The sequence below is a fragment of the Streptomyces sp. NPDC051180 genome, from assembly GCF_040689545.1.
GTDB lineage: Bacteria > Actinomycetota > Actinomycetes > Streptomycetales > Streptomycetaceae > Streptomyces.
Map to the genome: position 1 here is coordinate 96,984 of NZ_JBFBBC010000018.1, position 20,188 is coordinate 117,171.

Annotated in this window: 19 protein-coding genes; 13 read left to right on the plus strand and 6 right to left on the minus strand. The window is 73.2% G+C overall.

Annotated features, from left to right (window positions below; genetic code table 11):
- Positions 1 to 9: 9 nt before the first annotated feature.
- The 3 genes from AB0424_RS27055 to AB0424_RS27065 all read right to left on the minus strand — a co-directional run bounded on the left by AB0424_RS27055 (position 10) and on the right by AB0424_RS27065 (position 4,443).
- Positions 10 to 2,100, minus strand: coding sequence for a lipopolysaccharide biosynthesis protein (locus AB0424_RS27055; RefSeq protein ID WP_366309176.1), 2,091 nt, complete (start codon positions 2,098 to 2,100; stop codon positions 10 to 12).
- A 59-nt stretch (positions 2,101 to 2,159) separates the two neighbouring features.
- Positions 2,160 to 3,359 (minus strand): DegT/DnrJ/EryC1/StrS family aminotransferase, encoded by a 1,200-nt coding sequence (locus tag AB0424_RS27060; protein ID WP_366309155.1) that lies wholly within the window; start codon positions 3,357 to 3,359, stop codon positions 2,160 to 2,162.
- Positions 3,360 to 3,552: 193 nt separating this feature from the next.
- Positions 3,553 to 4,443: an RNA polymerase sigma factor SigF gene (locus tag AB0424_RS27065; RefSeq protein ID WP_366309156.1), complete on the minus strand. Its 891-nt coding sequence runs from the start codon at positions 4,441 to 4,443 to the stop codon at positions 3,553 to 3,555.
- A 219-nt stretch (positions 4,444 to 4,662) separates the two neighbouring features.
- Here AB0424_RS27065 and AB0424_RS27070 point away from each other — a divergent pair, with 219 nt between their 5' ends.
- The 6 genes from AB0424_RS27070 to AB0424_RS27095 all read left to right on the plus strand — a co-directional run bounded on the left by AB0424_RS27070 (position 4,663) and on the right by AB0424_RS27095 (position 9,714).
- Positions 4,663 to 5,034 carry an STAS domain-containing protein gene (locus AB0424_RS27070; protein ID WP_366309157.1) on the plus strand — a complete coding sequence of 124 codons (372 nt, stop codon included), beginning with the start codon at positions 4,663 to 4,665 and terminating at the stop codon, positions 5,032 to 5,034.
- A 79-nt stretch (positions 5,035 to 5,113) separates the two neighbouring features.
- Positions 5,114 to 5,533, plus strand: coding sequence for an ATP-binding protein (locus AB0424_RS27075; protein WP_366309158.1), 420 nt, complete (start codon positions 5,114 to 5,116; stop codon positions 5,531 to 5,533).
- A 179-nt stretch (positions 5,534 to 5,712) separates the two neighbouring features.
- Entirely contained in the window at positions 5,713 to 6,402 is a 690-nt protein-coding gene (locus AB0424_RS27080) for a peptidase (RefSeq protein WP_366309177.1), read from the plus strand.
- Entirely contained in the window at positions 6,402 to 7,226 is an 825-nt protein-coding gene (locus tag AB0424_RS27085; protein WP_366309159.1) for a hypothetical protein, read from the plus strand. The genes AB0424_RS27080 and AB0424_RS27085 overlap by 1 nt, the downstream gene beginning before the upstream one ends.
- The gene (locus tag AB0424_RS27090) at positions 7,223 to 8,281 is read left to right on the plus strand and encodes a hypothetical protein (RefSeq protein ID WP_366309160.1); all 1,059 of its coding nucleotides are present in this window, start codon (positions 7,223 to 7,225) and stop codon (positions 8,279 to 8,281) included. Before AB0424_RS27085 ends, AB0424_RS27090 begins: the two co-directional genes overlap by 4 nt.
- A 14-nt stretch (positions 8,282 to 8,295) precedes the next feature.
- Entirely contained in the window at positions 8,296 to 9,714 is a 1,419-nt protein-coding gene (locus AB0424_RS27095) for a hypothetical protein (RefSeq protein WP_366309161.1), read from the plus strand.
- A 66-nt stretch (positions 9,715 to 9,780) separates the two neighbouring features.
- Here AB0424_RS27095 and AB0424_RS27100 read toward each other — a convergent pair whose 3' ends face one another.
- Positions 9,781 to 11,301 (minus strand): oligopeptide:H+ symporter, encoded by a 1,521-nt coding sequence (locus tag AB0424_RS27100; protein WP_366309162.1) that lies wholly within the window; start codon positions 11,299 to 11,301, stop codon positions 9,781 to 9,783.
- 428 nt (positions 11,302 to 11,729) lie between these two features.
- On the opposite strand from AB0424_RS27100, the gene AB0424_RS27105 reads away from it, so the two are divergent.
- Both AB0424_RS27105 and AB0424_RS27110 read left to right on the plus strand, forming a co-directional pair.
- Positions 11,730 to 12,407, plus strand: coding sequence for a response regulator transcription factor (locus tag AB0424_RS27105; RefSeq protein ID WP_366309163.1), 678 nt, complete (start codon positions 11,730 to 11,732; stop codon positions 12,405 to 12,407).
- Between the two features lie 13 nt (positions 12,408 to 12,420).
- A complete protein-coding gene (locus AB0424_RS27110; protein ID WP_366309164.1) occupies positions 12,421 to 13,692 on the plus strand; it encodes an ATP-binding protein in 1,272 nt (423 codons plus the stop codon).
- 6 nt (positions 13,693 to 13,698) lie between these two features.
- Here AB0424_RS27110 and AB0424_RS27115 read toward each other — a convergent pair whose 3' ends face one another.
- Positions 13,699 to 14,214 (minus strand): GtrA family protein, encoded by a 516-nt coding sequence (locus AB0424_RS27115; protein ID WP_366309165.1) that lies wholly within the window; start codon positions 14,212 to 14,214, stop codon positions 13,699 to 13,701.
- Between the two features lie 187 nt (positions 14,215 to 14,401).
- On the opposite strand from AB0424_RS27115, the gene AB0424_RS27120 reads away from it, so the two are divergent.
- The 4 genes from AB0424_RS27120 (at position 14,402) to AB0424_RS27135 (ending at position 18,311) form a co-directional block, all read left to right on the plus strand.
- Positions 14,402 to 15,541, plus strand: a complete 1,140-nt coding sequence (locus AB0424_RS27120; RefSeq protein WP_366309166.1) for a 5-(carboxyamino)imidazole ribonucleotide synthase — start codon at positions 14,402 to 14,404, stop codon at positions 15,539 to 15,541.
- Positions 15,538 to 16,071 carry a 5-(carboxyamino)imidazole ribonucleotide mutase gene (purE, locus tag AB0424_RS27125; protein ID WP_366309167.1) on the plus strand — a complete coding sequence of 178 codons (534 nt, stop codon included), beginning with the start codon at positions 15,538 to 15,540 and terminating at the stop codon, positions 16,069 to 16,071. The genes AB0424_RS27120 and purE overlap by 4 nt, the downstream gene beginning before the upstream one ends.
- Positions 16,068 to 17,264: a dipeptidase gene (locus AB0424_RS27130; RefSeq protein WP_366309168.1), complete on the plus strand. Its 1,197-nt coding sequence runs from the start codon at positions 16,068 to 16,070 to the stop codon at positions 17,262 to 17,264. Before purE ends, AB0424_RS27130 begins: the two co-directional genes overlap by 4 nt.
- Before the next feature lie 120 nt (positions 17,265 to 17,384).
- Positions 17,385 to 18,311 (plus strand): membrane dipeptidase, encoded by a 927-nt coding sequence (locus AB0424_RS27135; RefSeq protein WP_366309169.1) that lies wholly within the window; start codon positions 17,385 to 17,387, stop codon positions 18,309 to 18,311.
- A gap of 72 nt (positions 18,312 to 18,383) precedes the next feature.
- Here the strand turns inward: AB0424_RS27135 and AB0424_RS27140 are convergent, their stop codons facing one another.
- Positions 18,384 to 19,709, minus strand: a complete 1,326-nt coding sequence (locus AB0424_RS27140) for a UDP-glucose/GDP-mannose dehydrogenase family protein (protein WP_366309170.1) — start codon at positions 19,707 to 19,709, stop codon at positions 18,384 to 18,386.
- 126 nt (positions 19,710 to 19,835) lie between these two features.
- Here AB0424_RS27140 and AB0424_RS27145 point away from each other — a divergent pair.
- On the plus strand, positions 19,836 to 20,188 hold a 353-nt coding region (locus tag AB0424_RS27145; RefSeq protein WP_366309171.1), incomplete at its 3' end, for an acyl-CoA dehydrogenase family protein.

Sequence of the window (20,188 nt, forward strand, 5' to 3'; positions counted from 1 at the left end):
GGACACCCCCTACCGCCGCCGGCCCACCGCGAGCCCCCGGAACGCACAGACCGCCATCGTCGCCCCGCCCAGCCCCAGCACCAACGGCACCGGGGCGGCCGCGAACGCCTGCTGCCCCGCCCAGCCGACCCACACCAGCACCCACACCACTCCCGCCGTGACCCGGTCGCCCGCTCCCAGCACCCGCAGCAGCACCCCCGCGAGCACCAGGCACACCGCCTGGAGCAGGATCGGCGCCACCGGCCCGGCCAGGCCGTCGCCGAGGAGCTCCGCCCCGGGCCCGCCCGCCGTGGCGGGCAGCAGCCCGAGCAGCGGCGGGGCGGTGTGCAGGGCGAGGAAGGTCGCGAGGAGGACCGCCGCGGCGAAGTCCGGGCGGAAGACCCGCAGGCCGACGGCGGCGCCCTGGAGGACGACGAGCAGCAGCCCGGCGGCGAGCGTCGCCGTCGGGAGCGCGGTCAGCAGACCGGTCCCGGAGAGTCGTTCCACCGCCAGTGCGCCGGAGCGGAGGAGCGGGACCCAGAAGAGGCCGGCCGCGACGGCCAGCAGCAGCCACAGCCCCGCCTCCCGCCGGTCCACGGCGCCCCGCGCCGCGGCCGGGGCGGGAGGCGGGGCGGAGACGGCCGGCGCCGCGGACGCCCGCACGGCCGAGGAGCCGTGCCCCGGCGCGTCCGCGCGCGGCCCGGGCACGAAGACGGGGATGCCGAACGCCGGAGTCACCGACTCGTGCGCGCCGCGCAGATAGGCGCTCTCCCGCGCCCAGTTCGTGCCGTAGTCGTCCGTCGCGCCCTCCCGTGCCGCGGCCCCGGTCCGGCCCGCCGGCGCCCGGCCCTTGAGCGCGGCCCGCAGCCCGGGCACGCAGGCCACCGCCATCAGCGTCATCGAGCCGAGGACGGCGTACCCCGCGCCGGAGATGCCGTACGGCCCGAGGAGGACCACCGCGCTGCCCAGCACCAGCGCGCACATCGCGCCCTGGAGGACGGCGAGCGCGCCCGTACGGCCCTGGACGCGCAGCACCCCGATGTACAGCTCGACCGCGACCCGGGGCAGGGCGGCGGCGGCCAGGAGCCGCAGGACGGTCGTGCCGTTCTCGGCGTACTCCTCGCCGAAGGGCGTGAGCAGCAGCGGGGCGAGGACGACGAGGAACAGCACCACCGGGACCAGCAGCAGCGTCATGCGGCGCAGCGCGCCCCTGACCCCCTCGGCGAGCGACTCGGGGCTGTGCGAGGCGTGTGCGGTGAGCGAGGAGGCCATGTTGATGGCCATGAACTCCATCGTGCCGCCGACGGTGTACGCCGTGTAGAAGAAGGCGTTGTGGGCGGCGTCGAAGCGGACGGCGACCATCACCGGCAGCAGGTTGATCATGGCGAGGCTGAACAGCGCGCCGACGGAGTCCCCGGCCATGAAGCGGCCGATCTCGCGCAGCGTGGGCGGCTCGCGGTCGTGGTCCACGCCGGCCTGCCGGGGGATGAGCCGCCGGAAGACGAGCCAGGCGAGCGGGACCACGGAGAGGGCGATCGCCGCCGACCAGGAGACGAAGACGCCGAGGAGGGGCAGCCCGGTGGCGAGGACGCCGAGCAGCACGAGCTTGCCCAGCGAGAAGACCGCGTTGCCGACGGGCACCCAGATGGCCCGTCTGAGGCCGGTGAGGACGCCGTCCTGGAGGGTCAGCAGCGCCCAGCCGACGCAGGAGGCGGTGAAGAACAGCCCGGCGGACAGGGTGCCGAGCGGGGCGTACGAAGGCCCCCACCAGTCCAGGGTGAGCAGGAAGACGCCGCAGGCCACGGCGACGACCACGGTGCTGACCAGGTACAGCCGCAGGACGAGGGGACCGGTGGCGCGGCCGGCCCGGGGCACGTACCGGACGACCGCGCCGATCATCGTGGTGGCGGTGAGCGAGGCGAGCATCCGCTGCGCCGCGATGGCGGCGGAGCCCTGCCCGACGGCCTCCTCCGAGTAGTAGCGGGCGGCGACCAGCCAGAAGCCGAGGCCGAGCGCCGCGGAGACGCCGGTGGAGAGCATCAGGGCGTAGGCGTTGCGGAACATCGAGTCCGCGCCCTGGTCCCCGCCGGTGCCGCTCCCGGCGTCCGGGGGGTCGGGCACGGGGTCCGCGGGTTCCCCGGGCGCGGGCCGCTCCGGGCCCCGCAGCCGTACCGTCTCCGTCACCGGGCGCCCCCGAAGGCCGGCGACGGGTGGTGGGCGGGGCGGATGCCGGCGGTCCGCAGCACGGCGAGGACCTCGTCGGCGCGGCGCGGGTCGACGGGCAGGGCGTGCCGGGCGAACCAGGCGGCCGCCTCCGGTGCGGGGGAGGGGTCGGTGAACGCCTCGCCCGCGTAGCTGTCGAGCGGCGGGTCGTAGAGGTAGCCGGTGGTGATCCGGTGCCGGGCGAGCGCGGCGGTCGCGGCCTCCCGGTCAGCGACGAGCAGGGGCACCCGGAACAGCGGCTGCGCCGGCTCGTCGGCGGCCCCCGGCGCCGCGAACTCGCCGGCCAGGAGTCTGCGGGTGCCCTCGCGGTGGGCGTCGAGGACGGTGTCGAGTCGCGCCAGCCGGCGGGCGGTGCGGCGCAGCCGGCCCGCCCCCGGCCGTAGCCGGTAGTCGTGCATGTCCACCCGGATCCACGAGTGGAAGGGGTCGAGCGCGGGCGCGGCGGGCAGGGCCCGGGCCAGCTCGTCGGCGCGCAGCGGCATCCGTATCTCCGCGCGCTCCTCCAGGCCCAGCGCCCGCACGGCCGCCCGCGCGGCCGTGACCAGGCGCAGGCCGCGCACGGCGGTCTCGGCGTACGGCCTGATCCGGTAGGCGAGTTCGGCGGTGGCGCGGGTCGGGTGCAGCAGCGCGTCGCGGGCGGCGGCGAACTCCTCGCGCAGCGCCGGGTCGGCGAGGGTGAGGAAGCCGCCGGTCTTGGCGGCGGTGTGCTTCGAGAGGCTGAAGACCGACGCCTCGCCGTACGCGCCGACCGGGCGCCCTCCGACGGTGGAGCCGATCGCGTGGGCCGCGTCCTCGATCAGCGGGATGCCGAGCAGGTCGCACCGGGCGCGCAGCTCGGGCGCGGGATCCGGGTTCCCGTACAGGTTGGTGGTGAGGACGGCGGAGAGTCCGCGCCAGACGGACTCGGGCACCGCCGCCGTGTCGATCGACCCGTCGCGGGGGTCGAGCGGCGCCTGCACCGGGCGGAGTCCGGCGGCGAGGGCGACGAAGAAGATGACGTCGTCGTTGACGGGCGACATCAGCACCCGGCCGCCGGGCCGGCACCAGTGGCGCAGCGCGAGATAGAGACCGAGACGGCACGACGGCACGTAGAGGCACTCCCTGCCCCCCAGTCGGCCGCGCATGCGTTCTTCCAGTTCCGCGTACGCAGAAACCATGTGATTCCCCCCTGAAACCCCGGGCTCAATGTCGCCCAATCCGGAAGGCACGTCAACACGAGCCCGCCGTGGGGCGGAAGCGGGGCGTCCCGTGGCGCGCGTCCGGTCGTGCGGAAGGGCCCGTCCCTGGTCGGCCGACCGTGAACGGGCCCTTCCGGGGGCCATTTTGACGGCTCGGGGGAGCCGGTGGGGATCACTCGTCCAGAGTGAGGCCCCGGCGCAGCCGGGCGAGGGTGCGGGAGAGCAGCCGGGAGACGTGCATCTGCGAGATGCCGAGCTCCGTGCCGATCTCCGACTGGGTGAGTCCGGAGACGAAGCGCAGGGAGAGGATCTGCCGTTCGCGCTCGGGGAGCGAGGCGATCATCGGCTTCAGGGAGGCGATGTACTCGATCCCGGTGAGGCCGTGGTCCTCGTAGCCGAGCCGGTCGGCGAGCGAGGTCTCGCCGCCGCCGCCGTCCTCCTCGTCGGGCTGGGCGTCGAGCGAGCTCGCCGTGTAGGCGTTGCTCGCCGTCATGCCCTCGACGACCTCGGCGGGGGTGATGCCGAGGGCGTCGGCCAGTTCGGCGACGGTCGGGGCGCGGTCGAGCCGCTGGGAGAGGTCGTCGCCGACCCGGGCGAGGTCGAGCCGGAGCTCCTGGAGACGGCGGGGCACGTGCACGGACCACGAGGTGTCGCGGAAGAAGCGCTTGATCTCGCCGATGATCGTGGGCATCGCGAAGGTCGGGAACTCGACGCCTCGGGTGAGTTCGAAGCGGTCGATCGCCTTGATGAGGCCGATGGTGCCGACCTGGACGATGTCCTCCATCGGTTCGCTGCGCGTGCCGTAGCGGGCGGCGGCGAACCGGACGAGGGCCAGGTTCAGTTCGACGAGCGTGTTGCGGACGTACGCGTACGCGTGGGTGCCCTCTTCGAGTTCGGCGAGGCGGGCGAAGAGCTGCTTCGACAGGGCGCGCGCGTCGACCGGGCCGATCCGGTCGAGGGGCCGGTCCGTCGGCAGGTCGGGAGTGAGGGCGTGCACGTGGTCGAGGGGGTGCGTCGCCGACGGCGCGTCGGGGGTGCGCGGGGCGTCGAGCCGGGGTGACATGGGTCTCCTTCGTCGTTCTTGCTGCGGTTTGCGGCGCCTCCGAAGCCGGTCGTGTCGGGTGTTCTCTTCTAGCCCTACCTGCTCGACGGCAATCGTTGCAAGTGCCAATAATCCGTTTCGTCCCTTTATGTGGGGGCCCTGTGTGCACAGAGGGCCCACCCGCTTGTAGGGTTCGACGCACGTCAGTCGGCATCCGCGAGAGCGAGAAGAGGCACGGCCATGGACCGCCAGCACATCGGCAGCGCGCAGCCCGCACGGCTGCGGGTCGAGGTCAGGACCGTGGACGGCGCGACCGAGCTGCTCGCGCCGGTGGGTGAACTCGATCACCACACCGCCGAACTGCTGCGCGTCCCGCTGGACGACGCGCTGGACCAGGGCCGCACGCGGCTCGTCGTCGACTGCTCGGGCCTGGAGTTCTGCGACTCGACCGGACTCAACGTCCTCCTCGGCGCCCGGCTGCGGGCGGACGCCGCCGGCGGCGGTGTCCATCTGGCGGCGATGCGGCCCCCGGTGGCCAGGGTGTTCCAGATCACGGGCGCGGAGGCGGTCTTCACCGTCCACGAGACGCTCGCCGCGGCGCTCCCCGACTGAGCCCCGCGCCCCGCACGCCCCGCACTCCGGTCAACCCGTCTGATCAATCTGTCTCGTCAATCGGTGAGGTGAAGCGCTGATGGACCGCGATTCCGACGTCCGCACGCTCGCCCTCGGCGAGACCAGCGGCACCGTGCCGCTCGCCCGCGACTTCACGCGGACGGCGCTGCGGGACTGGGGCTGGCTGCCCGCCGCCACCGCCGACCGCAGGGCCGCCGCCGAGGACGTCCTGCTGGTCGTCTCGGAACTCGTCACCAACGCCTGCCTGCACGCCGAGGGTCCCGAACGGCTGCGCGTCCTGCGCCGCTCCGAGGTCCTGCGCCTGGAGGTCACCGACCGCGGCGCCGGACAGCCCGCGCCGCGCACCCCGCACCGCTCGGGCCGGCCCGGCGGCCACGGCATGTTCATCGTGCAGCGGCTCTGCCTGGACTGGGGCATCGAGCGCACCCCCGGCTCCCCCGGCAAGACGGTCTGGGCCGAACTCGCCTCGCCCGCCTAGAATCCGACGGAACGACAGGACCGGGTCGCCGCGTCCCGCCCGGTGTCGACCGGGTGCGGGACCTTCACCGTCTCTCTTCCTCCCTTCTTCTTCCCTCCTTCGGGCCTCAGGCGTACCTTGACGCCCAATCTGAAAGACCGTCAGCTACTGCGCGGTGAGGGGTGCTCGGGGTGTCCAAGGTGCCGAACCGGAGGAGAACGGTGGCCGCGCTCACGGCGGCCACCGCCATGACGGGCGCGGCCGTGCTGGCCTCCGCCCCGGCCGCGCAGGCGGTCGTCGTCGACGTCGACTACGCGTGCGAGACGAAGATCGGCCCGAAGGGCGCCGTCTCACCCGTCGACATCAAGGCCGTCAAGAGCGGCAGCGGCTACACGATCACCATGTCGTTCGAGAAGGGCGTCTCCGACAGCCCGGTCGAACTCCCCAAGGGCGTCATGACCCCCCGGGCCGAACTCGTCCTCGGCGGCGCCGCCTCCGGCACCGTCAAGGTCAAGGGTCAACCGAACACGGCCGCCATCCCGCCCGACACCCCGATCGCCATCGGCACGCTCACGGGCACCTTCACCCCGAAGAAGAACGGCAAGGTCACCTTCACCGCCGGCACGCTCATCGTCCACGCGCTCGGCATGGACGCCGCGACCTGCACCCCGAAGAACAACCCCAAGCCCGCGCTCGAACTCGACGTGACCGGGGTGTCCGGGGGCGCCGACACCCCGCCCGCCGACGACGACGGCTCCGGCGGCGGCGGGAACGAACTGCCCAGGACCGGCCCGCTCGACTCCGCCCTGGCCCTCGGCACCCTCGGCGGCACCGTCGTACTGACCGGCGCCGCCGGAGTCCTCTGGCTCACGCGGCGCACGGCGCGCTGATGCGGGCGGCCCCCCGCTCCGGCCTCCTGGCCGCCGCGACCGCCCTCGTCGGCGTGGTCGCGGCGGCTCCCGCCGGAGCCCCCGGCTGGACGGCGGCGCCCGCCGCCGGACGGCCGTACGCCTATCTGGAGGGCACGGCCGGCAGCGTCCTCCAGGACACCCTCTCGCTCACCAACCCCGGCACCGGACCGCTCACCGTCCGCCTCACCGGGCAGGGCGCGCCGGTGGCCTTCGCCGCGCGGACCGTCACCGTGCCGCCCAGGACCCGGGCCGACGTGCCCTTCGCCGTGACCGTCACCGCCGACACCCCGCCCGGCGACCACCGCGGGACCGTGCGCGCCACGGCCGCCGGCCGCGAGGTCCGCGTCGACCTGCGGCTGCGGGTCAACGGCCCCCGGCTCGCCGCGCTCACCGTCGAGGACGTCCGCGTCGACACCGCCACCGGCGACCTCCACTACACCCTGGTCAACCGCGGCAGCACGGTCCTCGCCCCGGCCCTCGCGGTCCGTGCCGACGGACTCCTCGGCACGGTCCTCGACCGGCCCGGCCACCCCCTGCCGCTGACCCTCAGGCCCGGCGAGCGGGCCGCCCGCACCGAGCCCTGGCCCGACCCGCCCGCCCTCGACTCCGTCACCGTCCGGCTGACCGCCACCGCTCCCGGCGCCGCCCCCGCCACGGCCCGCGCCGAGGCGGCCTTCGCCACGGGCCCCGCGCTCGCCGCGACGGGCGGGACGCTCCTCGCGGCGGCGGCCTGCGGCGCGTGGGCGCTGCGGCGGCGCGGCTGGCCCCGTATCCGGCGAGCCCCGGCGGGAGCGACACCATGAGGACCCTCCGTACCGCCGCCGCCCTGCTGGCGGTCCTCGCCCTCGCGCTGCTGCCCGCGGCCCCCGCGGCGGCGGCCCCCGGCCCGGTGGTCGAGCTCTCCCGGGCGGAGGGCGGCAAGGGCGGCGAGATCACCGTCAGCGGCAGCGGCTGGAAACCGGGCGCGCTGCTGATGCTCCTGATCTGCGGCCGGGCCGCCCCCGGCACCGGCGTCATCGGCGGCACCAACTCCTGCGCCAACACCGAGGGCCGCGCCGCGACCGTCGACGCCCGGGGCGCGTTCAGTACGAAGCTCCCGGTCGCCGAGCCGCCCGAGCCCTGTCCCTGCGTGGTGCACGTCGCCGGGGTGACCGGACAGCAGGACGCCGTCGACCGCGCGTTCACCGTCGCCGGCCACCCCACCGCCCCGCTCCCCGAGCCCTCCGGTGCCGGCCGGCTCGGCGTCCTCGCCGCCCCGCGCCTCGACGGGTCGAGCGGACTCCTCGTTTGGTTCGGGGCGCCCCCGCGGCGCGAGGTCGTCCTCACCGTCGGCAACCTCGGCTCCGCCCCCGTGCGCGACCCGGTCTTCGAGGTCGGCACGAGCCACGGCGTCTTCGCCCCGCAGTACGAGGAACGCCCGTGGCGCGGCACGATCGCGCCCGGCGGCAAGGCCGTCGTCCGCCTCCCGGCCGAACTCGCCGCCGGGGCCCACGGCGACTACCAGGTCTCGGTGCGCTACGCCGGCAAGACCCTCGTCGAGCAGCCGTGGGGCGTCGGCCGGCCCTGGGGCGTGACGCTCTTCTGGGTCCTGCTCGCCGTCGTCGTTCCGGCGGCCCTCTTCCGGATCGGGATGGCCGTGGTGGACCGCGTCCGCCCGTCGGCCGGCCCCACCCGGGCCTCCCGCCCCGCCCGGACCCCGGCGTGGAGCCGCCGCGTCCGGCCCCGTGCCCCCGTCCCCGCCGCCCCCGCACCGGGCGGCCCGGCGGACGACGAAACGACCACGGTCCTCCCGTGGTTCAGCCCTGACTCCGCACCGTCAGCGCCAGAGAGCAGCCCGACGACGAAGGGACATGCGTGAGTACGCAACGGAGGATGAGCGCGGCCGGGGTCGCGCTGATGCTCGGCGGCGCGGGGATCCTGGTTTCCGCCGGCCCCGCCCAGGCCGCCGAGGTCTCGTACACGACGGAGTGCATCCCGCCCTCCATCTCCGGGCTTCCGCCCGTGCAGGGCACCACGAAGGTGCTGGTCACCGCGCCGGCCGAGGCCAAGGTCGGCGACGAGGTAGAGATCGTCTGGAAGACGGTCCAGGCCGCCTCGAAGAACCCCGACGTGCTCGACCTCGGCAAGGACACGGTCAAGCCGACCGGTGTCCTCACCGTCGGCGGCGCGGCGACCGGCACCGTCGCGATGGAGGGACCGCGGCAGAACCCGCCGATCCCCAAGAACAGCCCGATGGTGCTGCCCGAGATGAAGGGCAGGCTGAAGCTGGAGAAGGCGGGTGAGATCACCCTCACGCCCGGCAAGTACACGATCAACGTCTCCAAGCCCCTGTCCACCGACACCAAGTGCGCGCCGAAGGAGGCCGTGCCGGTCGGCGCGACCATCAAGGTCACGGACGGCGGCGGCTCGACCACCTCGGGCGGCACGACGACGTCCGGCGGGTCCACCACCACCTCGGGCGGCACGGACTCCGGCGGCACGACGGACTCCGGCGGGTCCACCGCCTCGGGCGGCTCCACGACGGGCGGCACGACCACCTCCGGCGGCACGACCACCTCCGGCGGCTCCACCGCCTCGGGCGGTACGACGGCCACCGGCGGCTCCACGACGACCTCCGGCGGCTCCGGCGGGAGCGGCGGGCAGACCGACTTCCCCGGCAAGGAGGTGACCGTCGCCTTCGCCTGCCAGCCCCCCGGCCCGGCCGCGATCAACTCGAAGGTGACCGTCGACGCCAAGAGGAACGGCGAGGTCTACGACCTCACGGTCAAGACCGCCAAGGGCGTCATGAACAGCCCGGCCGCCCTTCCCAAGGGCGCGCTCAAGCCGTCCATGGCGATCAAGGTGGGCGGCGCCGACAGCGGCACGGTGAAGGTCACCGGCGCCGCCAACCCCACCGAGCTCGCCGCGGGCGCGCCCGTCAGCCTGGAGGACATGAAGGGCACCTACCGCCCCGGCGCGACCGGGAAGTCGACGCTCAGCCCCGGGGCGCTGACCATCACGGTCACCCTGGGCGCCTCGAAGATCGAGATCCCCTGCCAGGTCAAGGGCGCGGTGAAGGCGTCCCTCGAACTGGACACCAGCAAGCAGGCCGGCGGCGCCTCCGGCGGCGACGACGGCGGGACCGGCACCACCACTGCCTCCGGCTCCGGCGGCTCCGACGGCGGGAACCTCGCCCAGACCGGCGCCGAGCACGACGGCGCCCTGCGCGCCCTCGCCCTGGTCGCCGGCACGGTCGTTCTGCTCGGCGGCGCGGTGTTCACCTTCACCCCCTGGGCCCGGCTGAGGCGGTGACGACACGACGGAGGGCCCGTCGCACCGGTGCGGTGCGACGGGCCCTCCGTACGGGCGCGGGGGACGTCAGTGGACGTCGCCCATGAGGCCCTGGACCTTCTTGCGGTACATGTAGATCGCGAAGCCGGCCGCGACCGCCAGGGTCGCCTGCAAGGCGATGATCCCCGTCCCGTTCAGGTCGACGCCCGCGATGGAGAGCAGACCCGTGGTGCAGTCGCCGGCGGTGACGGCGAGGAACCAGACACCCATCATCTGCGAGGCGTACTTCTGCGGCGCCATCTTCGTGGTGACGGAGAGGCCGACGGGGGAGAGGCACAGCTCGCCGATGGTCTGGATCATGTAGATCGAGACGAGCCACATCGGGGAGACCTTGGTGCCGTCGCCCGCCATGTTCATCGGGACGATGAAGACGAAGAACGAGGCGCCGACCAGGACGAGACCCATCGCGAACTTCACGATGGTGTTCGGCTCCTGGTTCTTGCGGGCCAGCCACAGCCACAGCCAGGCGAAGACCGGGGCCAGCGCCATGACGAACAGCGGGTTCAGCGACTGGTACCAGGTGGCGGGGAAGCCCAGGCCGAAGATGGTGTCGGCGGTCTTGTCGTCGGCGAACAGGGAGAGCGTCGAGCCGCCCTGGTCGTAGATCATCCAGAAGATGGCGGCGGCGACGAAGAACCAGATGTAGCCGGTGACGCGCGACTTCTCGCCCGTGGTCAGGTCCTTGTCGCGCTTGATGCGGGCCAGGACGGCGACCGGGATGATCAGACCGGCGAGGGTGATCGGGACCATCGCCCAGTTCAGGGTGTACAGGCCCAGGGCCACGACCGCGCCGTAGAAGACGGCGATCACGACGGCGATGACGGCGACCTTGGTGATGACGGCCTTGCGCTCCGCGGCGGACAGCGGGTTCGGGACCTCGCTGCTCTTCGGGTTCAGCGTCTTGCCGAAGGCCAGGAAGACGGCAAGGCCCAGGCCCATGCCGACGGCGGCGAGGGCGAAGCCCAGGTGCCAGTTGACCTTCTCGCCGACGGTGCCGATCACCAGCGGGGCGAAGAACGCGCCCAGGTTGATGCCGATGTAGAAGAGCGTGAAGCCACCGTCACGGCGCGGGTCGTCCGCGCCCTTGTAGAGGTGGCCGACCATCGTCGAGATGTTGGCCTTCAGCAGACCGGAGCCGACGGCGACGAGCGCGAGGCCGACGAAGAACATCGCCTGGCCGGGGACGGCCAGCGAGACGTGGCCCAGCATGATCACGGAGGCCGCGATCGCCACGGTCTTGCGGGCGCCCCAGACGCGGTCGCCGAACCAGCCGCCGGGCATGGCCATCAGGTAGACCATCGAGACGTAGACGGAGTAGATCGCCGTCGCCGTCGCCGCGGTCATCGCGAGGCCGCCGCCCTGGCTGCCCGTCGCGGCGTCCACGCCGCCGGAGACCAGGTACAGCACCAGAAGAGCCCTCATGCCGTAGTAGGAGAAACGCTCCCACATCTCGGTCATGAAGAGGGTGGCCAGGCCCCGGGGGTGGCCGAGGAAGGTCTTCTCGTAGCCGAGGGGTTCGGCCGAGTCCTTCGTCAGGCTGGACGCCATGTCGATCCTTGCTCTGTCGGGACGCTCGCCTTGTGAGCGGGGTGCGCCCGGTGGGGGAGGCCGGCACCGGCGGAGTCGGGGAGGAATCCGCCGGGATCCACGCCCCGGGAGACGCGTCTTCACGTCCCGGGACCCGGCCCACAGGTCATTCGCCGTCGTCGAGGTTGGCAGGGCCCACCTCACGCAGAAAGAGGACCTTGGCGCGCGAAGCTGGCCAAAGGTCCCCGAATACCGCTACTGACGTCTCGCCACCATACGACACGACAGTGCCGGATATGGAAGGACTTGAGAGATGGATCACAGGCGTGTGTGCAACCACGGAAGGCCATTCGAAGGTCATGAGCAAGATACCCACAAGATCTCCAGGCATTCCCCGGGGCCGGTGGATCACGCCCCGGCCCGGCACCCGTGCGGACTACCATCACCCCATGACCCGTGTACTGCTCGCCGAGGACGACGCATCCATCTCGGAGCCGCTGGCCCGCGCCCTGCGGAGAGAGGGGTACGAGGTCGAGGTCCGCGAGGACGGCCCGACCGCCCTCGACGCCGGGCTCCAGGGCGGCGTGGACCTCGTCGTGCTCGACCTGGGACTGCCCGGCATGGACGGCCTGGAGGTCGCCCGCCGGCTGCGCGCCGAGGGCCACACGGTCCCGATCCTGGTCCTCACCGCACGGGCGGACGAGGTCGACACCGTGGTCGGTCTCGACGCGGGCGCCGACGACTACGTCACCAAGCCCTTCCGGCTCGCCGAGCTCCTCGCCCGGGTCCGGGCCCTGCTCCGGCGCGGCTCCACCGAGCCGGTCGTCGCCCCCGCCACCCACGGCGTGCGGATCGACGTCGAGTCGCACCGCGCCTGGATGGGCGACGAGGAGCTCCAGCTCACCGCCAAGGAGTTCGACCTGCTGCGGGTCCTCGTCCGCGACGCCGGCCGGGTCGTCACCCGCGACCAGCTGATGCGCGAGGTCTGGGACACCACCTGGTGGTCCTCGACCAAGACCCTCGACATGCACATCTCCTGGCTCCGCAAGAAGCTCGGCGACGACGCGGCCAACCCCCGCTACATCGCCACCGTGCGCGGAGTCGGTTTCCGCTTCGAGAAGAGCTGAGCCACCCCGCACCATGCGCCGCCGCCTGATCAACTCCACGCTCGCCGTGGTGCTCGTCGTCATCGCCGTGTTCGGCGTGTCCCTGGTCCTCGTCGAGACCCGCACCATCTCCAACAGCGCCCAGGAGAGCGTCGACTCGGAGGCGCTGCGGATCGTCTCCATCGTCGACAGCAGGCTCATCGGCGGCGAGCCGGTCAACCCGGACATCCTCGCCGAGCAGAGCGGCGCCAAGCGGTACGCGCAGATCCGCATCCCCGGGCGCGCCCCGATCGAGATCGGCACCCGCCCCGAGGGCGACGTCATCCGCGGCCTCGCCGAGGGCGAGCGCGGCGAGACGGTGACCGTCGAGGAGTCCCGCGCCACCGTCACCGCCGAGGTCGGCCGCACCCTGCTGATCATCGGCGCGGTGGCCCTGCTGGCCGTCGTCGCCGCCGTCCTCCTCGCCGTACGCCAGGCCAACAGGCTGACCTCCCCGCTGACCGACCTCGCCGAGACCGCCGAACGCCTCGGCTCCGGCGACCCGCGGCCCCGGCACAAGCGGTACGGGGTCCCCGAGCTCGACCGCGTGGCGGACGTCCTCGACGCCTCCGCCGAACGCATCGCCCGGATGCTCACCGCCGAGCGCCGGCTCGCCGCCGACGCCTCCCACCAGCTCCGCACGCCCCTCACGGCCCTCTCCATGCGGCTGGAGGAGGTCGCCCTCGCCGACGACCTGGAGACGGTCAAGGAGGAGGCGACGATCGCGCTCACCCAGGTCGAGCGGCTCACCGACGTCGTGGAGCGGCTCCTCACCAACGCGCGCGACCCACGCACCGGCTCCGCCGTCGCCTTCGACCTCGACGAGGTCGTCAAGCAGCAGATCGAGGAGTGGCGGCCGGCCTACCGCAGCGCCGGGCGGGCCATCGTCCACTCGGGCAAGCAGGGGATGCGGGCCGTCGGCACCCCGGGCGCGGTCGCCCAGGTCCTCGCCGCCCTGATCGAGAACTCGCTCATGCACGGCGGCGGCACGGTGGCGCTGCGGACCCGCGTCACCGGCAACCAGTCGGTGATCGAGGTCACGGACGAGGGTCCCGGCGTCCCGGCCGACCTCGGAGCGCGGATCTTCGAGCGGGCGGTCAGCGGCCGCAGCTCCACCGGCATCGGCCTGGCGGTGGCCCGGGACCTCGCGGAGGCGGACGGCGGCCGCCTGGAGCTGCTCCAGCAGCAGCCGCCGGTCTTCGCGCTCTTCCTGAGCCGGGAGGTCAGAAGCGTCTCGGATCGGCCGCAGGACCGCCCCGTGCGGTAGGGGGTGTCAGACGCGGTCGGGCTGGCGGCGGGCCGCCTGCCGGGGCGCCTGCTCCAGGAACGACTCGGCGGTCTGCACCGCCTCCTTCGCCGGCAGCGCCCGGAAGACCCAGGTGCGGTACGACCAGAAGCGGAAGAGGGTCCCGATGCCGATCCCGAGGAACTTGAAGAAGTTGCTCGCCAGCGGACCGTCCCAGCCGAAGCCGTACGTCGCCGCGTAGAGCACGCCGTTCTCGATGACCATGCCGACCACGCTGAAGAGCAGGAACAGCGACAGTTCCTTGGTGCGGCCCGACTTGTCACGGTCACGGTACGTGAAGTAACGGAACCCGACGTAGTTGAAGGCGATCGCGACCACGGTGGCGATCAGGCTGGCCCGCACCACCGGGATCTCCGTGGCGCCGCGCACCAGGTTGAAGACGCCGAGGTTGACCAGGACGCCCAGACCGCCGACGACCCCGAACTTGGCGACCTCGCGGAAGAGCCCGTTGAGTCGCGTGCGCAGCGCGCCGGATTCACTCATGGTGATGGCTCTGTCCGTCCGTCCGGGTGACGTCCGGGCGACGTCAACCCAACCATGCTAACCAGCACCCTCCTCACCCGCCCGAGTACCTCGCAAACCACGGGGAAACCCGCCCGGGGCCTGCGGTCCGCTTGTGCCAAACCACAGCCGGACGCGTGTTCACCGATGGTGCGGATACCCTAAGAGGGTGACGTTTCCCGTAGTAGGCATGGTCGGCGGCGGTCAGCTCGCGCGTATGACCCACGAGGCGGGCATCCCCCTCGGCATCAAGTTCAAGCTCCTCAGCGACACCCCGCAGGACTCCGCGGCCCAGGTCGTCGGCGACGTCGTCATCGGCGACTACCGCGACCTGGACACGCTGCGTGACTTCGCTCGCGGCTGCGACGTGATCACCTTCGATCACGAGCACGTGCCCACCGAGCACCTGCGGGCCCTCGAAGCGGACGGCATCCCCGTCCGCCCCGGGCCCGACGCGCTGGTGCACGCCCAGGACAAGGGGGTGATGCGCGCGAAGCTCGACGAGATCGGCGCGCCCAGCCCCCGCCACCGCATCGTCGCGGACGCGGCGGACGCGGTGGCCTTCGCCGCCGAGGTCGGCGGCTTCCCGATCATCCTCAAGACCGTGCGCGGCGGCTACGACGGCAAGGGCGTCTGGTTCGTGCGCACGGAGGAGGACGCCCGGGACCCGTTCCTCGCGGGCGTGCCGGTCCTCGCCGAGGAGAAGGTCGACTTCGTCCGCGAGCTCGCGGCGAACATCGTCCGCTCCCCGCACGGCCAGGCCGTGGCGTACCCCGTCGTCGAGTCCCGTCAGGTCGACGGCGTCTGCGACACGGTGATCGCGCCCGCGCCGGACCTGGACGACGCCCTGGCGGGCGAGGCGCAGGAGCTGGCGCTCCGCATCGCCAAGGAGCTCGGCGTCGTCGGCCACCTCGCCGTGGAGCTCTTCCAGACGACGGACGGCCGCATCCTGGTCAACGAACTGGCGATGCGCCCGCACAACTCCGGTCACTGGACCCAGGACGGGGCGATCACCTCGCAGTTCGCCAACCACGTCCGGGCGGTCCTCGACCTGCCCCTCGGCGATCCGCGGCCGCGCGCGCCGTGGACCGTGATGTGCAATGTCCTGGGCGGCGACTACCCGGACATGTACTCCGCGTACCTGCACTGCATGGCCAGGGACCCGCAGCTCAAGATCCACATGTACGGCAAGGACGTGAAGCCCGGACGCAAGGTGGGCCACGTCAACACCTACGGCGACGACCTGGACGACGTGCTGGAGCGCGCCCGCCACGCCGCCGGCTACCTGCGAGGAACGATCACCGAATGAGCTCCGCCACCGCACCCGTCGTCGGCATCGTCATGGGATCCGACTCCGACTGGCCCGTCATGGAGGCCGCGGCACAGGCCCTCGACGAGTTCGGCATCCCCTACGAGGTCGACGTCGTCTCCGCGCACCGGATGCCCCGCGAGATGATCGCGTACGGCGAGGAGGCCGCGGGCCGCGGCCTGAAGGCGATCATCGCGGGTGCGGGCGGCGCCGCCCACCTGCCCGGCATGCTGGCCTCCGTCACCCCGCTGCCCGTCATCGGCGTGCCGGTGCCGCTGAAGTACCTCGACGGCATGGACTCGCTGCTCTCCATCGTGCAGATGCCGGCCGGCGTGCCCGTCGCCACGGTCTCCGTCGGCGGCGCCCGCAACGCCGGTCTGCTCGCCGCGCGGATCCTCGCCACGCAGGACCCCGAACTGCTCGGCCGCATGCGCGAGTTCCAGCAGGAGCTGAACGACCAGGCCACCGAGAAGGGCAAGCGCCTACGGGCCAAGGTCGAGGGCGCGGAGTCGTTCGGCTTCGCCAAGTGAGCGCCGCGGAGCGCCTCGCGGAGGCCCGGGAGCTGCTGGCCTCGGCGCCCGTCGTGGACGGCCACAACGACCTCCCGTGGGCGCTGCGCGAGCACGTGCGCTACGACCTCGACCGGATGGACATCGGCGCCGACCAGACCGGCGCGCTCCACACCGACCTCCTCCGGATGCGGGCGGGCGGCGTCGGCGCCCAGTTCTGGTCCGTGTACGTGCCCTGCCGGCTGGCCGGCGACAATGCCGTCAGCGCCACGCTGGAGCAGATCGACGTCGTCGACCAGCTCCTGGAGCGGTACGCCGCCGACCTGGCCCCGGCCCTGACGGCGGACGACATGGAGGCGGCCCGCGCGCAGGGCCGTATCGCCTCCCTCAAGGGCGCCGAGGGCGGCCACTCGATCAACAACTCCCTCGCCACCCTGCGCGCCTTCCACACCCTGGGCGTGCGGTACATGACGCTCACGCACAACGACAACAACGACTGGGCGGACTCGGCGACCGACGAGCCCCGGGTCGGCGGTCTCTCCGCCTTCGGACGGCAGGTCGTCCGCGAGATGAACCGCTGCGGCATGCTCGTCGACCTCTCGCACGTCGCCGCCACCACCATGCGGGACGCGCTCGACGCCTCGGCGGCGCCGGTGATCTTCTCGCACTCCTCGGCCCGGTCGGTCTGCGACCATCCGCGCAACATCCCGGACGACGTCCTGGGGCGGCTGGCGGCCAACGGCGGCGTCGCGATGGCCACGTTCGTGCCCAAGTTCATCCTCCCCGCGGCCGTCGACTGGACCGCGCGGGCGGACGACAACCTCCGGGCGCACGGCTTCGACCACCTCGACACCACGGCCGAGGCGATGAAGCTGCACCGCGCCTTCGAGGAGGCGAACCCGCGCCCGGTCGCCACCGCCGCGACGGTCGCCGACCACCTCGACCACATGCGCGAGGCGGCGGGCATCGACCACATCGGCATCGGCGGCGACTACGACGGCACGGCCTTCACCCCGGCCGGCCTCGACGACGTCGCGGGCTACCCGAACCTGATCGCGGAGCTCCTGCACCGCGGCTGGTCCCGCCCCGACCTCGCCAAGCTGACCTGGTCCAACGCGGTCCGCGTGCTGCGGGACGCGGAAGCCGTCTCCCGCGACCTGCGGAGCCGTACGGCCCCGTCGAACGCCACCGTCGACGTGCTCGACACGCCGTAGCCGCCCTCACCCGGACGGCCCCCTCCGCCGAGCCCCCCGAGGGGGCCGGTGGCACGGTGGACGGTACTGCCCCGCCGCTCTCGGCGGGGCGGTACTGCAAGCCGAGTTCGGAGTCACACCATGGCGGAACTGCTCGACGACCATCCCCCTCTCTCCACCGTCCCCGCGTCCGCCGACGAGCCGCCCGAACCACCCGGGCCACCACGGCCGCCCGACGAGACGGCACGCGCCAGGGCCCTCCTGGCCGCCCAGCCCGTCACCGAGGGCCACGCCGAACTCCCCGACTCGCCGGAGCCCGAGGACCTGCCGCCCGCACGCGCCGCCGAGACCGGGGCCCAGCTCTGGTCGCTGTACGTGGAGGCCGACGAGGGCGTCGTGGGCACGCTCCGGCGGATCGACGGCGTCCGCGCCCTCGTCGCGGCCTGCCCGGAGGACCTGCGCCTGGCGTACACGACCTCCGAGGTGGCCCACGCCCGCAACTGCGGCCGGGTCGCCGCGCTCCTCGGGCCGGTCGGCTGGACCGCCCTCGGCGGCTCCGCGGCCACCCTGCGGGCCTACCACGCGCTGGGCGTCCGGGCCGTGAACGTCACCCGGTTCGACCGCTTCGCCCGCGAGGCGGTCCGGGAGATGAACCGCATCGGCCTGGCGGTGGACCTCTCCGGCGCCGACCAGGACACCGTCCGGCACACCCTCGCGGTGACCCGCGCCCCGGCCCTGCTGACGCGGGCCGACCCGGACGGGCTGCCGGACGACCTCCTGCGCCTCCTCGGCGGGAACGGCGCCGTCTGCATGGTCACCGTGACCGACGACACGGCCGCCGTCGCCGACGTCCTCGACCGCGTGCGGTCCCAGGCGGGCGCGCACTGCGCCGGTGTCTCGCACACCACCGCCCCGGACACCGGCTACGTGCCGCTCTTCGCGGAGCTGCTCCGCCGGGACTGGACCGCCCAGGAGCTGGTCGGGCTCGCGCACGCCAACGTCACACGGGCGCTGCGGGAGACGGAGTTCCTGTCCCGGACGAACCGGATCCGGCCGGCGGCCGCCTGACCCCGCACGAGGGAGGAGGGGGCGCGCACCCGGTGCGCCCCCTCCTCCCTCGTGCCGTGACCTGCGCGCGCGTCAGGCGCGCGGGCGGCCCATCGCCCGGTACGTCCAGCCGGCCGCCCGCCAGCGCTCCGCGTCCAGCGCGTTGCGGCCGTCCAGGATCACCCGGGACGTGGCGACCCGGGCGAGCTCCGCGGGGTCGAGCTCGCGGAACTCGCGCCACTCCGTCAGGTGCAGCACCACGTCCGCGCCGCGCACGGCCTCCAGGGCCGAGTCGGCGTAGCCCAGGGTCGGGAAGACGCGCCGGGCGTTCTCCATGCCCTTGGGGTCGTAGACGGTGACCTGGCCGCCCTGGAGGTGTATCTGGCCGGCGACGTTCAGCGCGGGGGAGTCGCGGACGTCGTCCGAGTCGGGCTTGAAGGTGGCGCCGAGCACGGCCACCCGGCGGCCCAGGAAGGTCGACCCGCCGAGGGCCTCGCGGGCCATCTCCACCATCTGGCCGCGCCGCCGCATGTTGATCGAGTCGATCTCGCGGAGGAAGGTCAGCGCCTGGTCGGCGCCCAACTCGCCCGCGCGGGCCATGAAGGCCCGGATGTCCTTGGGGAGGCAGCCGCCGCCGAAGCCGATGCCGGCGCGCAGGAACTTGGCGCCGATGCGGTCGTCGTGGCCGATGGCCTCGGCCAGCTTGGCGACGTCGGCGCCGGCGGCCTCGCACAGCTCGGCCATCGCGTTGATGAAGGAGATCTTGGTGGCGAGGAAGGAGTTCGCCGACGTCTTCACCAGCTCGGCCGTCGGGAAGTCGGTCACGACGAAGGGCGAGCCCTCGCCGACCGGGACGGCGTAGACCTCGCGCAGGACCTTCTCCGCCGCCCCGTCGCGGACGCCGACGACGATCCGGTCCGGGTGCAGGGTGTCCTGCACGGCGAAGCCCTCCCGCAGGAACTCCGGGTTCCAGGCCAGCTCCACGCCGTCCGGCAGCACCGCGGCCAGCCGTTCGGCCGAACCGACGGGCACGGTCGACTTCCCGACGACCAGGGCCCCTTCGCGGACCACCCCGGCCAGGGAGGCGAAGGCGGCGTCCACGTAGCTCATGTCGCAGGCGTACTCGCCGTGCTTCTGCGGGGTGTTCACGCAGACGAAGTGCACGTCGCCGAAGGCGCCGACTTCCTCCCAGGAGGTGGTGAAGCGCAGCCGCCCGGTCGAGCCCTCGATGCCGGCCACGTGCTTCGCGAGCAGCTCCTCCAGCCCCGGCTCGTACATCGGGACCCGTCCGGAGGCCAGCATCTCGATCTTCTCGGGCACGACGTCCAGGCCGAGCACCTCGAAGCCCAGCTCCGCCATGGCCGCGGCGTGGGTGGCGCCGAGGTAGCCGGTGCCGATCACGGTGATCTTCAGGGCCATGCGGGTCTCCAGGGAACGTCGGGCGGAATGCCTGCCCGAGCATAGTCGTGCCCTGGTCCGGGGCCCGGGCACGCCCTACCATTTGGGTTACTTAACGGTAGTTAGCAAGCGTGGGAGTGAGTCAGCGTGTCAGGTTCTGCCGATTTCGACCTGTACCGACCGTCCGAGGAGCACGACATGCTCCGGGAGTCGGTGCGTGCCCTCGCGGAGGCGAAGATCGTTCCGTTCGCCGCGGCGGTGGACGAGGAGGGCCGGTTCCCGCAGGAGGCGCTGGACGCGCTGGTCGCCAACGACCTGCACGCCGTGCACGTGCCGGAGACCTACGGCGGTGCCGGTGCGGACGCGCTGGCCACGGTCATCGTGATCGAGGAGGTCGCCCGCGCCTGCGGTTCGTCCTCGCTGATCCCGGCGGTCAACAAGCTCGGCTCGCTGCCCGTGATCCTCTCCGGCTCCGAGGAGCTCAAGCACACGTACCTCGG

Bases quoted from the DNA above. Each gene is read 5' to 3' on its own strand.
- AB0424_RS27110 (WP_366309164.1), top strand. From the start codon at position 12,421: ATGCGCCGCCGCCTGATCAACTCCACGCTCGCCGTGGTGCTCGTCGTC.
- AB0424_RS27060 (WP_366309155.1), bottom strand. From the start codon at position 3,359: ATGGTTTCTGCGTACGCGGAACTGGAAGAACGCATGCGCGGCCGACTG.
- AB0424_RS27135 (WP_366309169.1), top strand. From the start codon at position 17,385: ATGGCGGAACTGCTCGACGACCATCCCCCTCTCTCCACCGTCCCCGCG.
- AB0424_RS27140 (WP_366309170.1), bottom strand. From the start codon at position 19,709: ATGGCCCTGAAGATCACCGTGATCGGCACCGGCTACCTCGGCGCCACC.
- AB0424_RS27075 (WP_366309158.1), top strand. From the start codon at position 5,114: ATGGACCGCGATTCCGACGTCCGCACGCTCGCCCTCGGCGAGACCAGC.
- AB0424_RS27070 (WP_366309157.1), top strand. From the start codon at position 4,663: ATGGACCGCCAGCACATCGGCAGCGCGCAGCCCGCACGGCTGCGGGTC.
- AB0424_RS27065 (WP_366309156.1), bottom strand. From the start codon at position 4,443: ATGTCACCCCGGCTCGACGCCCCGCGCACCCCCGACGCGCCGTCGGCG.
- AB0424_RS27090 (WP_366309160.1), top strand. From the start codon at position 7,223: ATGAGGACCCTCCGTACCGCCGCCGCCCTGCTGGCGGTCCTCGCCCTC.
- AB0424_RS27085 (WP_366309159.1), top strand. From the start codon at position 6,402: ATGCGGGCGGCCCCCCGCTCCGGCCTCCTGGCCGCCGCGACCGCCCTC.
- AB0424_RS27100 (WP_366309162.1), bottom strand. From the start codon at position 11,301: ATGGCGTCCAGCCTGACGAAGGACTCGGCCGAACCCCTCGGCTACGAG.
- AB0424_RS27105 (WP_366309163.1), top strand. From the start codon at position 11,730: ATGACCCGTGTACTGCTCGCCGAGGACGACGCATCCATCTCGGAGCCG.
- AB0424_RS27095 (WP_366309161.1), top strand. From the start codon at position 8,296: ATGAGCGCGGCCGGGGTCGCGCTGATGCTCGGCGGCGCGGGGATCCTG.
- AB0424_RS27115 (WP_366309165.1), bottom strand. From the start codon at position 14,214: ATGAGTGAATCCGGCGCGCTGCGCACGCGACTCAACGGGCTCTTCCGC.
- purE (WP_366309167.1), top strand. From the start codon at position 15,538: ATGAGCTCCGCCACCGCACCCGTCGTCGGCATCGTCATGGGATCCGAC.